At 53.7% G+C, this 14,446-nt stretch carries 8 protein-coding genes, 1 other RNA gene and 2 pseudogenes; 6 read left to right on the forward strand and 5 right to left on the reverse strand.

Annotation, left to right across the window (positions count from 1 at the left end):
• Positions 1–47: 47 nt before the first annotated feature.
• The 3 genes from Poly59_RS27680 to Poly59_RS27690 are packed head-to-tail and all read left to right on the forward strand — an operon-like array spanning position 48 to position 4,971.
• Positions 48–1,070 (forward strand): HlyD family secretion protein, encoded by a 1,023-nt coding sequence (locus tag Poly59_RS27680; protein WP_146537311.1) that lies wholly within the window; start codon positions 48–50, stop codon positions 1,068–1,070.
• Positions 1,067–3,844, forward strand: a complete 2,778-nt coding sequence (gene rbbA / locus Poly59_RS27685; RefSeq protein ID WP_146537312.1) for a ribosome-associated ATPase/putative transporter RbbA — start codon at positions 1,067–1,069, stop codon at positions 3,842–3,844. The genes Poly59_RS27680 and rbbA overlap by 4 nt, the downstream gene beginning before the upstream one ends.
• Positions 3,845–3,846: 2 nt before the next feature.
• Positions 3,847–4,971, forward strand: coding sequence for an ABC transporter permease (locus Poly59_RS27690; protein ID WP_146537313.1), 1,125 nt, complete (start codon positions 3,847–3,849; stop codon positions 4,969–4,971).
• A gap of 300 nt (positions 4,972–5,271) precedes the next feature.
• On the opposite strand, the gene Poly59_RS27695 is transcribed toward Poly59_RS27690, so the two are convergent.
• Positions 5,272–5,685, reverse strand: a complete 414-nt coding sequence (locus Poly59_RS27695; protein ID WP_146537314.1) for a hypothetical protein — start codon at positions 5,683–5,685, stop codon at positions 5,272–5,274.
• A gap of 422 nt (positions 5,686–6,107) precedes the next feature.
• Between Poly59_RS27695 and Poly59_RS30315 the strand changes: the two are divergent.
• Together Poly59_RS30315 and Poly59_RS30760 are read left to right on the forward strand one after the other, a co-directional pair.
• A pseudogene (locus Poly59_RS30315) lies at positions 6,108–6,236 on the forward strand (DDE-type integrase/transposase/recombinase); the annotation flags it as partial.
• A gap of 12 nt (positions 6,237–6,248) precedes the next feature.
• Positions 6,249–6,634, forward strand: a pseudogene (locus tag Poly59_RS30760) (alpha-ketoglutarate-dependent dioxygenase AlkB).
• 168 nt (positions 6,635–6,802) lie between these two features.
• Here the strand turns inward: Poly59_RS30760 and Poly59_RS30320 are convergent.
• From Poly59_RS30320 to ssrA, 3 genes are all read right to left on the reverse strand, one after another.
• A complete protein-coding gene (locus Poly59_RS30320; RefSeq protein ID WP_246151986.1) occupies positions 6,803–8,089 on the reverse strand; it encodes a CIA30 family protein in 1,287 nt (428 codons plus the stop codon).
• 64 nt (positions 8,090–8,153) lie between these two features.
• The gene (locus Poly59_RS30765; RefSeq protein ID WP_146537315.1) at positions 8,154–8,333 is read right to left on the reverse strand and encodes a plasmid pRiA4b ORF-3 family protein; all 180 of its coding nucleotides are present in this window, start codon (positions 8,331–8,333) and stop codon (positions 8,154–8,156) included.
• A 195-nt stretch (positions 8,334–8,528) separates the two neighbouring features.
• Positions 8,529–8,907: a transfer-messenger RNA gene (gene ssrA / locus Poly59_RS27725) on the reverse strand.
• 240 nt (positions 8,908–9,147) lie between these two features.
• On the opposite strand from ssrA, the gene Poly59_RS27730 reads away from it, so the two are divergent.
• Entirely contained in the window at positions 9,148–10,434 is a 1,287-nt protein-coding gene (locus tag Poly59_RS27730; RefSeq protein WP_146537316.1) for a DUF1559 family PulG-like putative transporter, read from the forward strand.
• A gap of 148 nt (positions 10,435–10,582) precedes the next feature.
• Here the strand turns inward: Poly59_RS27730 and Poly59_RS27735 are convergent, their stop codons facing one another.
• Positions 10,583–14,335, reverse strand: coding sequence for a PVC-type heme-binding CxxCH protein (locus Poly59_RS27735; RefSeq protein WP_146537317.1), 3,753 nt, complete (start codon positions 14,333–14,335; stop codon positions 10,583–10,585).
• Between the last annotated feature and the right edge of the window lie 111 nt (positions 14,336–14,446).

Consider the following 14,446-nt stretch of genomic DNA (forward strand, 5'->3'; position numbering starts at 1 on the left):
CGTGGATTGCTACACATGCCATCCCGAAACCTAGGTTTACACTCATCATGAAAAATCTTGTTGGGGTGATTGCTCGTCTAGCCTTGGTTGTTGCCGTTGCGGGGGTAGGTTATTTCGGTTGGCAATGGTGGCTCGCGCAACAACCTGAACCGCTGCCGCAGGGAATCGTGTTTGGCAATGGGCGGATTGAAGCGGTCCAGGTCGATGTTGCAACCAAATACGCCGGTCGTGTCGAAGACGTTCTGGCACGCGAAGGAGATCTGGTTGAAAAGGGCCAGCTGCTGGTGCGAATGGATACACTCGAATTGGAAGCCGCCTTGGCGCAGACGCAAGCCCAATTTGCAGAAGCCGAACAAGCGATCACCCAGTCAGAGGCGATCCTACTTGAACGTGAAAGTGAGCTCAATCTCGCTGAAAGTACTCTGCGTCGCGCCGAAAAACTACTGCCTCAACGGGCGCTTTCACAAGAGGAATATGACCAAAAGAAAAGTCAGCGAGAAGTCGCCAGTGCGTCGGTGGCGGCTGCGAAAGCTTCGGTCAACACTGCAAAACGTTCAGCAGATGCCGCCAAGGCAGCCGTCAACCAAATCGAAGTCCAAATCGCCGACGCCCAGTTAAAGGCGCCTACCATCGGTCGCGTTTTGTATCGGCTTGCTGAAGAAGGCGAAGTCCTCGCCGCTGGCGGTAAGGTGATGACCTTGATGGATCTCAGCGATATCTACATGGAAATCTTCCTGCCGGCAAAGGACGCGACTCGGCTTTCCATTGGCGCCGATGCTCGGATCGTGCTTGATGTTGCCCCTGGTTACGCGGGAGTCGCCAAAGTTACCTTCGTATCGCCGGAAGCCCAGTTCACGCCGAAGCAAGTGGAGACTCAGGAAGAACGTGACAAGCTGATGTTCCGCGTCAAGGTTCATGTCCCGCACGACCAAGTCGTGAAGCACATCGAGAAAATCAAATCGGGCATCCGCGGAGTCGCATATGTGAAGCTCGACGATTCCGTCGCCTGGCCGGCTGAACTCAATCGCCTGTTCCCCGACGACCTTTCGCAGATGAAATACGAACGATGAACGTTCCCGTTCGTGTCGAGACTAGTTCGCAAGTTGGTAACGTCGCTGAAGTAGCAGGCGTGACCCACGTCTACGGCACGACGGTGGCGTTGGACGATGTGTCGTTGCAAATTCCGTCCGGCAAGACGTTGGGTTTGATCGGCCCCGATGGAGTCGGAAAATCGACATTGCTGGGTTTGCTTTCGGGTGCTCGCAAAATGCAAACCGGCGCCGTCACCGTGTTTGACGGAAACATGGCCAGCACGAAGCATCGTAATGCCGTCTGCACGCGCATTGCCTACATGCCACAAGGTCTGGGAAAAAATCTCTACCAAGAGCTGAGCGTTCACGAGAATCTGGACTTCTTTGGCAAGCTCTACGGCCAATCACGCGGCGAACGCAAAGCACGTATCGAGCGACTGACGACGGCGACAGGGCTTGCTTCGTTCCTGAACCGACCAGCGGGAAAACTTTCTGGTGGCATGAAACAAAAACTTGGCTTGTGCTGTGCCTTGATTCATGATCCCGACTTCCTGATCCTTGACGAACCGACGACCGGAGTTGACCCTCTGTCTCGTCGCCAGTTCTGGGAGCTGATCGACTCCATTCGCGCCGAACGATCGGGCATGAGCGTCTTGGTGTCGACCGCCTATATGGACGAAGCTCAACGATTCGATCGGCTGATCGCGATGAACGCGGGAAAAGTTCTAGCGACCGGCACACCGGACGAAATCAAGGCGAACACGAAAACAGACAATTTGGAGCAAGCTTTTGTCGCGTTATTGCCGCCTGAGAATCAAGGTGGCAAGCAAGTGCTGACGATTCCGCCGAGAACCAAAACCGATGGCGATGCGGCAATCGTCGCCGAGGGTTTGACGCAGCGTTTTGGCGACTTCACTGCCGTCGACAACGTTAGTTTCCGAATCGAGGCCGGAGAGATTTTTGGATTCCTGGGCTCAAACGGTTGTGGCAAGACGACCACGATGAAGATGCTGACAGGCTTGTTGCCGCCAACCGAAGGCAAGGCGTCGCTGTGGGGCAAAGAAGTGGACGCAAAGGATTTGGCGACGCGATACCGCGTTGGCTTTATGTCGCAAGGTTTCTCGCTATACGGGGAACTGACGGTCCGACAGAACCTGCAACTGCATGCCCGTCTTTTTCACATGCCGGCTGCTAAGACGCAACAGCGAATCGAGAAGCTCGTCGGCCGTTTTGGTTTGACACAATACACCAATGCGAAAGCGAATTCGTTACCACTGGGGCTGCGTCAGCGGCTTTCCCTTGCGGTTGCCATCATTCACGAACCGGAGATGTTGATTCTGGACGAGCCGACGTCCGGCGTTGATCCAGTCGCTCGCGATCAATTCTGGGAACTGTTGATCGACTTGTCGCGAAGCCAAAACGTCACGATCTTCATTTCAACGCACTTCATGAACGAGGCCATGCGGTGCGATCGAATTTCACTGATGCACGCAGGAAAAGTGTTGGTGCAAGACAATCCGCAAACGATTGCGAATTCGGAGGGTGGCGGAGTCCACGGACTCGAGGAAGCATTCATCCGCTCCATTGAAAAAGCCAACGGTGCGTCGACGTCCCCGGATGTGGATGCCGTGACCACAATCGACAACCCACAACGAGCGATCTCGACTCAGCCGATCGATCGACCACTGGCGGGACTCACGCGACTGCTTGCTTACAGCTATCGCGAAACCATGGAAGTGCTGCGTGACCCGGTTCGGCTGACATTTGCATTCGGCGGCAGCCTGCTGCTGTTGTTGGTGATCGCGTACGGTCTTTCCTCGGACGTCGAAAACCTCTCTTACGCCGTTCTCGACCAAGATCAAACTCCGGCGAGCCGAACGTACCTGCAAGAGTATTCGAGTTCTCGCTACTTCACCGAACAGCCGGAACTGCTCAACGAAGACGACCTTGAAGCGAGGCTCGCTACTCGGAAAATCACGATGGCGATCGAGATTCCGCCTTCTTTTGGACGCGACTTGAAACGTGATGGGAATCCTGAAGTCAGCGTGTGGATCGACGGAGCCGAAACGTCTCGGGCATCGACGATCGAAGGCTATGTCGAAGGCGCTCACAGAAAATCGATCCAACGGTTCGCTCGTGAGAGTACTTCGCCACAAGTTCAAAGCGAGCTTGCATCGTTTGAACTTCGTTACCGATACAACCCGACGTTTGAAAGCATCTACGCGATGGGACCAACCATTCCAACCATGATGCTGCTGTTGTTTCCGGCAATTCTGATGGCAGTCAGTGTCTCTCGCGAGAAGGAGATTGGCACGATCACTAATTTCTATGTCACGCCGACGCGACGCATGGAGTTCTTGCTCGGCAAACAACTTCCCTACATCGGTATCGGGATGGCTAACTTCGCGATTCTGACGGTCGTCGTGGTTTACTTGTTGCAAGTTCCGATGAAGGGAAGCCTGCTAACGCTCACGTTCGGTGCGTTTCTCTACGTTACCGCAACCACGGGTTACGGTTTGTTGGTCTCGAATCTCGCTTCCAGCCAAGTGACGGCGGTGTTGCTGGCGGCGATCCTGTCCATGATGCCAACCATGCAGTTTTCGGGCATGTTCCAACCCGTTTCCACACTCGAAGGCGCTGCCCGCGTGATGGGAACCCTATGGCCCGCCGCGTACTATCTGCACCTCAGTGTAGGGACGTTTACAAAAGGACTCAGTGCCGTCTCGCTGATCCCCGACCTGGTCAAACTCGCGATGTTCTCGCCCGTGTTCTGGCTGCTTTGTGTTCTCCTTCTCAAGAAACAGGAGAAGTAAGAATGAACTCACTCGCCAACATATTCTGGTTAGGAACGAAAGAACTGCGGACGTTGCTGGGCAGCATCGCCTTGATGGGTTTCTTGGTTTACTCGTTCACTTTCAGCGTCTACCAACAAAGCGAAGGGGTTCCCGAAGACGTCAATCGAGCGTCGGTGGCGTTTGTGGACGAAGACCAATCAACGTTGTCGCGTAATATGCGTGCTGCGTTGTATCCGCCTTACTTCAAAGTCCCCGTAGAGATCACTGCCGACGAAATCGACGGATCCATGGACGCGACCCGGTTCCTGTTTGTGGTTGTCATTCCGCCGAATTTTGAATCGGACGTTCGCGACGGGAAATCGCCAGAAATTCAAGTCAATATTGACGCAACCGCTGTGCGACAAGCCGCGCTGGGAGCCGGATACATCCAGTCGATCTTGACAAAAGAAATCCGTCGCTTCGCGAACCGCACTGATGCGGTTGCCGTTCAGCCGATCAAATTGGTCAAACGCAAAGCTTTCAATCCGAACGGCACGAACAGTTGGAACCGCGCCTTCACGGGATTGCTGGATCAACTATCGATGTTGACCATCATCCTGACCGGCGCAGCCATTCTGCGTGAACGCGAACATGGCACGCTTGAGCACTTACTCGTGATGCCGCTAACTTCGTTTGAGATCGCGATCTCCAAGGTGTGGGCAAATGGGATCGTGATTTTGGCGTTTTTCGTGCTGTCGATGATCTTTGTGGTCGAGGGGGCAATTGGGGTTCCGATTGCGGGTTCGCGGATGCTGCTGCTTAGTGGTACGGTGGTTTATCTGTTTGCCGCTGCGGCGGTAGGCATCTTGCTGGCTACCATCGCGCGAAGCATGGCTCAATACGGACTGCTTTGCATGATTACGATCATCCCGATGATGATGCTCTCTGGTGGAATGAGTCCATTGGAAAGTCAACCGGATTGGTTGCAACGAATCACTTGGTTCTTGCCATCGCGACAATACATGAGTTTTGCTCAAGCGATCGCGTTTCGAGGTGTCGGCTTTAACAATGTTTGGCCTGAATTCATTGCGATGGTAGGGTTGGGGCTGGCCGCCTTTCTAGGTAGCCTCCGGCTGTTTCGCCGCTCCATCTCAGCCACCGGATAGCGACACATCATAGACATTGGTGACGTTCCGCAACTCAGCCGCAACGCAGACCAATTCCGCAACGTCGTCGCTGTACCCGTCCACCTACAGCATCGTTGGCTATAGCCCATCACCAACCGCCTTGTCATCGGCATTCTGACGGTCGCGATGTTTGTCGACTCAACGTCGCTTTGGAGCGACCAAGTCCTACCAAGAATCTACATCCCGTATTCCCCGGCTGTGGCGTCGCGGTTTCGATGGGTTACCGCATCTGGCGTCAGGTTCGCCGGTCGTCGGGATGATTGGGCGAGGACTCATGTGTCAGCAGGCCTCTTCGAGAGCACTCGCGACCATCGCCACCTTTGCCATCGCTTGGTGGTGGTGTTTCTTCATACGTTCGTGGGCGGCACGTTGTCTCGCGTGGAGGTCAGCCTCCCGTTGGTGATGCTCACATTGTGTTTTATCCAAACCGGCTGTGGATTCGTTCTGCAAGTCGGCCGCGAGGCTCTTTTCATGATGTTCCAAGCCGCTTTCTAGTGATGCAATCGAATCGGCATGATCGTTCACGCATTGGCCGTGCTCGTTGATTTGACGAAGCGCTGCCTGCAGCTGCACAATTGCATGGGAATGCTCGGATCGCCAGCTCTCGATGTCGTCGTTCCAGCAAGCTATGTCGCTTTGCCAATGGCGATGGTCGGCATGGAACTGAGTCGCGGTTTCCAGTTTCGTTGACATAGGATTTACTCGCCTAGGTGAAAAGGGTTGAACTTCGTCACAATCGATTTGCAATGCACATACCAACCGGAACCAAATTCGCGTTTCCCTCGTTGAAGTCGTCGAGACTTTCGGACCGAACTGATTCGGCCTCAAATGATCTTCTTGACGAAAATGCGAGCGAATAGTGTTCCGTAATGGACAATCAATTCGTGTTAGTCCTCGAGAAAACTCGAAAGCTGGATACCGCGGTTGCGAGGACAATCAACCAAACGCAAATAGCAACGATTTGCCGAATTGAGCACGGACGCACAGTTTTTCGCTCAGGTGTCCGCCGACGGCATTTACATCTCCATAGCATGGTCGTCGGATAGAAAATCGATGTAACGATGACCGAGTAACTTGTCATTGGAAGTCTGAAAGATGCGACTAAGATGCGATAGCCCGACGGTGACTTGATCCATCACAGTGATCGCGGTGGCCAGTACGCTAGCAATCGCTTTCGCCAGATTCTGAAGCGGTCGTCAATTCGACAGAGCATGAGTCGCGCTGGTGACTGCTATGACAACGCATTCAACGTCGCTCTGCCATGCACACCGACGCTACTTGAGATCGAGGGGAAGATCGAAGCGATTCGAGTCCGGTATAATTACAGCCTCTTGAACCGCTACCGATCTGGTCAGGACAGTATGGGTATGCACGCCCATGACGAGCCTGAAACGGGGTACGTAATCGGCTCGTTGTCGTTGGCAGCGACTCGGAACTTTCGTATAAGACACAACAAGACAACGGAAACAATGACCATTTCTTTCTTGGTCACGGCTTGCTCATCATCATGGCCGGAACGATGCAACAGTTCTGGAAACATGAAATCTCTTTGACAAAGCAGCCGGCAGAAGAACGGATCAACCTGACGTACCGGCTGGTTGTGAAGCCTGCAGGAAACTCAGAGGATGCCGTAGGTAATTGAAGGAAACTATCTTGGTCAGAAGAATTCATGTCCGTTTTGCGGCTTTGATCTAAACAAGATCTATATCCAAAACGACAGTGAGCTCTTGATCAGGGACGGCTTCCCCGCCTAAGAGCCATTCGTTACTCGTTCCAAGATTCTAAGTTTCCAAAAAAGCAGCGACTTAGACTACTTCGACGTATTGCTCTGAAATTGGAGTCCGGCCTTCTCGTTTGGAAATGCCGTCTGTACGCCCCCCGCGCAACCGTTGTCTTTTTCGCATCGTCCGCTGCCGACAAGGAGGCGACCATGAGTCATACCCTCGATCCCCAGCGAACAGTCAATTTCGTAGCGCCCCTGCATCCGAAAGTCAGTGTCGGTGACAAGTAGAATTTTCGGATCGCCGTAGCAGCCAAACCACCAGCGGTCGTTGGCGAACGTGGCCGTCTGAATCCCCAGACGTGTGTGGCCGCTGTTGATGATGTACTTTTTCAGGAACTTGAACTCGCTGTCATACTCGTAGACGTAGTTTTCCTCGACTCCATCTGGCAATCCGCCCACAACAACGAAGTGGCCGTCCCGATAGCCGATCCCGCCTGCTCCGTGGAAGACTTCCTGCGTTTCATGCCGAGCAAGTTCTGTTAGGGTCTCAGCGTCGTAGACGTAGACCCATGAATCGGCGTTGCCCTCTGGATCGTTGAACTTGCCGAGGTTTACAGCGACGTACAGCTTGCCGTCATGGAAGCAAAGATCGCCGTGGTGGTTGGCGACCGAGATCGTGTTCAACACCTTGCCTTCCATGTCGGTCTTCACAAGTGTTGTTGTGAACGACCAAAAGATCGAGATTTCGTCGGTACAAACTCCTTGCAGGTGATGCTTGTACGTCCCTTCGCACAGAACTTTGAACATCTCACCAAGGGATTTTCCAACCTTGATCCATTCGACTTCTAGCTTGAATGGTCCCGGCGTCTTGTCGCCGAGGAGAAACCCGAGGCCAGTCAGCGTGCTTGGATCGAGTTTTTCGTTGGGGAAACGCTGACCTCGCCATGTGGCGGAGAACGTGTCTAACGGAAACTCGACTTCGATCCACTCATCCTTTTTCGTCTTGAATGACTGTCGGTAAGAGAACCTATTTTTCTCTGTATAGAGATTGATGTTGTACTCCCGACCATCTCCCTTCACTCGGGTGACGATCACATCGTCTTGCTTCAGCGCGAGGTTGCCATCTCTTGCTCTGACCGAGGCAAAGCCGCCGTTGTTCTTCAGCGACAATGTGCCGAAGAATTCCATATTGTTGTCTTCATTGATCTTGAAGCGACCATCCGAGCGGCCACCCATCACGCCATCGTTGACGGTCTGCCATGCCTTGGCAGATTCCGGTTGGTCGAACCCGAAGAGAACACGTTCTTCGGCTTCGGCCACGGAGACAGCGGCAATTACGAAGAGCATTGCTGCGAAGATTGTCGTTCGATTCATGAGTATACCTTTGTAGTTTATCTTGCCGATTTTATTCACAGCAGACGTCCGACAATCTGCGAAATCACATCTGCCTCCAATCTGGCAGGCCCTGCCGCATCGTCTTCGTTGTTTCGCTTGCGTCGAACTCTTCAGGGTCGAAGTCGCCTGCCCATTCCAATATCCGTTCGTGTTCCTCATGTTTCGAATTGGCGATGGCTTCAAGAAACTCGGCATGGCCCCAGACTCCACCTTCCTTGTCCAAACTAGCCTAGTGAATTTGAATACTCGACAGTCCGACCGACCGCCGTGCTTGACCGAAAGCTGTCCTTGGGCCTTGATGCAACGCTGTGGCACCCCTTGTGGTGCTACTCAGCACGGCAAATTGCCCGTGAGGAAGCGGTCGTGTGCGGCAAGTTCAATAAAAAAAGCCGAGATGCGATTTCTCACAACTCGGCTTTAGTGGAGGCGGCGGGGATTGAACCCGCGTCCCGCGATGCGTCCACGAGACCGTCTACGTGTGTAGTCTGACTATTTGTGCCTCATTGAAGAGGCTTTTCACTTCGTCCGGCGCTGCCTGACAGGCTCCGCACTCTGCTAACTCGAAACTTTTTTAGCCCTCCGCGTCTCGAGTAGGACGGAGGACGATCCAGAATTGTGACGGGTTTTCAGGCGACTCTGGCGGCCCCCATCAACCCGGGCTACCTGTTATTAGGCGGCCAGTGCGAAACTTTCGTTTGCAATTAAAAATTTGTGATCAGCTTTTAACGTGGCCAACTGATCAACCACGACACGCAAGCCATCGCTTCCAATCATCCGGTCGAATCCAGATCACCCCCAGGTCTGGGAAGTGCTTCATGCGAAACACTCGGTCGCAATTTGCAACTACAACCATCATATGCAGGATGGCGGTTTTCGTCCAGGTAACTTGTTTGAACCGGATCCAACTTGACGGCACGAACGCTTGCAGACAGAATGTCTGTAGTGGATTCAACCGCCCTTGATGTCGGAACCCTGCGATGTGCCAAATTTGTTCAATTACCAGTCGCTCAATTCATACTTCCCGAACCATTCACGAAATGAATCGCGGATTTACGATGGTTGAACTGTTGGCGGTGGTTGCCATCATCGGGGTCTTGGTCGGGTTGTTGTTGCCAGCTGTCCAATCGGCTCGCGAAAGCGCTAGACGGACCAGTTGCTCGAGCAATTTGATACAAGTGGCGATTGCGACGAGCGCCTATCACGACGCGTTCAAACAATTGCCGGTCCAACTATCGGGGACCGACGGAAGTTCAAAACCGGGGGACGATAACAACCGGCGACTCAGCGCTTTCGTCGCCCTATTACCGTTCATGGACGCTGCAAATCTGTGGGATCAAATCCAAGAGCCGCTAGCACGTCAAACGGAATATGAAGCCGGCTTTGACGCTTGGATCGGGATGGACGACTACCAAAATTTTGAAAGCGATCTGTTAGACGAGAATGGTAAAAAGATCAATGACGGAACTGAATCACCTTGGCCGGCTGGCGGCCCCGACCCGTCGGATGCCTATGCGCCGTGGTATACCGAGCCCAAGGAACTTCGCTGCCCCAGCGATCCAGGCGTCGGCCGTCCATCGATGGGACGGTCAAACTATGCCTTCTGCATTGGCGATGGAATCGATTGCAGTGAATCCGGCCCAATGAAAGACGTCGGCGGCGTCTTCGTCATCGACGACAATCTCGCGAAACGCACCAAGGTTGCCATGCGAGGCTTATTTGTCCCCCGCGTTGTGACGCGTTTCTCCGATGCAACGGATGGGCTTTCCCATACGATCATGCTTGGCGAGATGGCAACGGACTTAGGCGACTCCTACATTTCGACTCACCCGGTCGTCGCTATGGTCAGCAAAGTTCCCGATGCAAAAATTCTGATGAATGACCCCGGTTGGGTTCGAATGAGTGACTACGTGGATTTGGACCGGCCCCGATTCTGGACCAACGCGGCGATCGTCAGCACTGTGTCGGGAATCCCCAGTGCTCGGCGCGGACACCGCTGGGCCGATGGAATGCCGCTTTATACTTCTTTTAACACGATATTGCCCCCGAATCGCGAGTTGGTGTTGCAAGCGGATTCAGATGTATCAGGCGGTGTGTTTCCAGCCAGCAGCCGGCACCAGGGTGGTGCTCACGTTGCTTTCGGAGATGGTGCGATTCACTTCATCACCGACAGTATCGATGCAGGAAACGATCACGAGCCGACAGTGTATCTAGGCAATGACGTCGGGCCGGATCGCGAGAGCCCGTACGGTGTTTGGGGGGCCATGGGCACCGCGGCGAGCCAAGAGTTGGCCGCTAATCAGTGGCCCGCGTCGAGCGACCAGTGAACTGAGCGACCGCAGAACAAAAATTCTGCGTCAGCTCAGTTTTCGCGTTCAGTCTTAGCGGGGCCCGTAAGCGTTCACGCAAGAATCGGTCCTTGACTAAATCCCCACGGGCTCCAGTGCTAGCGAGCGCTGAGCTTTGCGAACGAGTCTATTTTGGACCGTAAACAACGCCTTGCAGCAAGTGGAAGGTTTCCTTGCCTTCCAAACCGATGCGAATGAACTTTGCCTTTGTGTTCTTTGGCAGATCGATCATCCATTCGGACCTTGGTTTTTCGGCCGACCAAACCTTCTTGTAGTCCGTGTCGTTGTCGCTGATCCAGACCGTCAATCCTTTGGCTCGTTCGACGAAGCCCTTTCGATTGCTGAGCCAAAGTTGACTGATCGTTTGAACTTCTGGCAAGCGAATCGTGACATAAGGACTGTTGGTGTTTTCCTGTGAGTGAAACGCAAAGTCAAACTTGGTGCGTTTGTGAGGCGACAGAAACAGATGCAATTCGTCGTTGTGTATTGAATCTGAAAAACCGCGTCCAGGCATCAACCACGCATCACGCGAAATCTCAACGGAGCCAGCGTGCGTCCGCAGGGGCGTCGGATTCTTGTACTTGGCGCGAACCCAGCCATCGACACTTTCAATTTTGATTCCGTTTTGCTGCTTCAGGTATTCGACCAGATCAAGAAACTCAATCGGCGCGATCGTCTTGGCCAAACCTTCGGGCATCGAACTCGCTTTCATTTCCTTGCGAATCTCAATGTCATCTTTCAGCAGCGTCTCTTCCTTTCCATTTGCGATACCCAACGTGATCGAATCATCGTCTTCCTTCAAAATGAATCCGTTGTGGGTACCGCCGTCGTAGTCCAGCAGCAGGACCGTCTCGTAACCCTTTGCGATTTCGTCGTTCGGCAACACGATCGACGTGATCAGCTTGTGCGGGTCCATGCGGCTACCGATATCCGATAGTTCGGGACCAAACTTTTTGCCAATGTCGCCGATCATGTGGCACGCCGAACAAACTTGTTTGAAAACCCCTTCGCCGCGAGAAGCGTTTCCGCCTCGGATCCCCACAAGTTGCCCGATTGCCGCTTTGCGTTTTTCAACCGACGCATCCACATCATCGGCAATTTCAAGAGGCAAAACGGCATGGCCACCGGGACCGCTCATGTTGCGGTACCGCTTGAAATGCAGCTTTGCCTTATCGGACGCCGACGCCAGAAAGGTGGCTGACTTTTCGGAGGGGCCCCAGATTGGTTGCAGTGCGTGCAAGGTGTGTTCGAGTGTGTAATCGATCCAGTAATCCAACGGGTAGTCGACCACTGACAAAGCCAACTCGGTCGCATCGTCAGATTCCAGGAAACTGATCGCACGAACCGCTTCCAATCGGACTCGTGGATGCGGGTCTTTTACCGCTGTTTCGAATACTTCACGTGCGGATTCAAAACGATCCTGTTCGCTTGACACTGTTTGCACGGCGGCAGCTCTAGCATGAAAATCGTCACTCTGCATGACCCGCCAGACCAAACCGGGATCAACGTCACGGAAACTCTCTTGAATCCACATCGCTTCGCAAAGTCGCTGGGCATCCGCTTCGTAAGCAAGCCACTTATCGAGAGCTGAAAAAACGTCGTCCTTGGAACGCACACGCAGTTCACGTCGCACTCGGTACCGTGTTCGCAGTTCGGGAACCAGCAATTCGGCTAGCAATTCGTCGATCGACGCTGCTTCCAAATTCACGGTCTTTAGCAGTGGCTTGTTCGTGTTCACCATCCGATAAACACGTCCGTGAACATGGTCGCGGTTGGGGTCACGCTGAGAGTATTGCATGTGACCGATCAGCGCATTGCACCAATCGCCGAACCAGATCGCACCGTCGGGACCGATTTTTGGGTCCACCGGACGGAAGGTCGCGTCGGTGGACGACAACAGATCGTCAATCCGCTTGCCAACCATGCCAGCAGAATCGGGATCGTCGGCGAGTTCAAATCGCGGCATGCCATGCATGTTGATCACACACGCATAGATAAATTGACCCTGCATCGAATCGGGCAAATGTCGCGACAGCAGGAACTCGTTACCAACTGCTGGTCGCATTCCTTCGTTATCAAAGACCGGTTCCAGCGTTTTTCGTGTGTCAACCTCTTTGCCGGACAGCGGCGCGATCCAGTGTTGTTTCGCGTTGGTGCCGTCACCCACGATTCCATTGCCCCAGTTGTCGAACACCAAACACCAAGGGTTGCCGTAGCCCGGCGTGACAAAGTGGCGGAAACTCATCGACAAGGGATCGTAGATGTAGTCACCACCGCGATTGCGATTTCGGAATGGCCCCCAAGGCGTTTCAAGAGTCGTCGACAGCGAGATTCCCTCAAGCATGTGCAACTGGCCGCCGTGCGAGTACTCCCAGGCTCCGACCGTGTGGTGAGTGTCATCGGTAGCAATGCCATCAATCACCTGGTCGACTTCGTCTGCTTTGTCGTCGCCGTCGGTGTCTTTCAAGAACAAGATCCGAGGCTCGTCGACGACCAAGACGCCACCGTCAAAAAACTCGAACCCGGTCGGACAAATTAGTTTGTCGTAAAACGTGGTCGACTTATCTGCCTTACCGTCACCATCGGTATCTTCCAAGATCAGCAACCGGTCACTGGGACGCTTCGCACCTGGTTGCCACTGGGGATAGTTAGGCATGCACGAAACCCACAGCCGGCCTCTCGAATCAAACGCAATTTGATTTGGATTCGCCAGTTCGGGGAACTCTCGCTCGGATGCAAACAGCTCGACCTTGAATCCATCCGGCACCGTCATCGACTTGATCGATTCTTCGGGTGTGGGATAGATGAGTTCGTCGGGTTCGCGACCAGCGCGAAAATTTTCATCGCGGGTGCCGAACATCGTTTCCGGCGTGAAGACTTCGCCAGTGTTCGAGTCATCGGGCTCATCTGCGACTGGACGTCCGGCTGCCAAGTCCCAAATATAGCGGTCACGAACTTCGTTCATCGCACGGATCTTGCGATACTCGGTTGGAAACGTCTCGGTGTCGAATGTTCGCCGTCCTCCATAGACGTACCAACCATTTAGCATTCGATAATCTTGCAGGTGCAACCACGACTTGTCGTTCACCCACTTACGAACTCTCTGATAGCGTGTAGCGTCCGACTGAATTGGGCTATCGTCCAACAGGACGGTGCCAAGTTGCTTGGCCATCAACTGATCACCACGCTCGTTCAAGTGAACCCCATTGATTGTGAATTGCAGACCAGGTTGCTGGGCGAAAGCGGTTGCGGTTTCGGAAAACAGGTCGACAAATTGATGCCCGTCTTCGGTCGCCAATCGTTTGATTGCGTCGGTGTAGATTTCCAGACTCTTATTGCGTTTGTCCGCATCGGGATGCAGTGGATTGCCACTCGACTCGAAAGCCGTAGGGCTGACCAGCACAAAACGAGCTTGGCCTTCGGTCCCAGCGTATGTTGACGAAAGTTCTGCGATCCATTTGCGATAATTGGCAACAAACTGTTCGACATCGGACGCACTATCGCCTGCAAACGACTCGTTTGCACCATAGAAGCAAAGAAACACGTTCGGCGAAAAGACCTTCAACGGGTCGTCGATCGTCGTGTAACTGTTGGGACGCTGACGGTTTCCAACTTCGTCTGCTGGCCAACCAAAGTTGCGAAACTTGATCTGTTGGTCAGGGAGAGTCAGGTGCAGCTGCGTTTCGAAGTTTCCGTACAGATTCATCCGTTCGGCAAGCGAGTTCCCGACCGCCGCGACTCGATTGCCATCGCTGAACGCCACTTGCGTAGGTTCATCAGCGAAGGCGGGCTGCCAAACGATTGAGAGCAGGAAACAGGAGGCCGCCAGAGTGCCGGCGCGCAGGAATGGAGCGGTTGATTGCATAGAGGCAAACTTCATCGTTGGTCTGACCGATGTCGTAAGAAGGTTAGGGAGGGAACTCAAGAGCGGCAGGGAGCCTTGCAAATGGCTACCCCAACTATAACCAAAAAACCGAAGGGTTCCTATTTC

It is taken from the genome of Rubripirellula reticaptiva (assembly GCF_007860175.1).
GTDB lineage: Bacteria > Planctomycetota > Planctomycetia > Pirellulales > Pirellulaceae > Rubripirellula > Rubripirellula reticaptiva.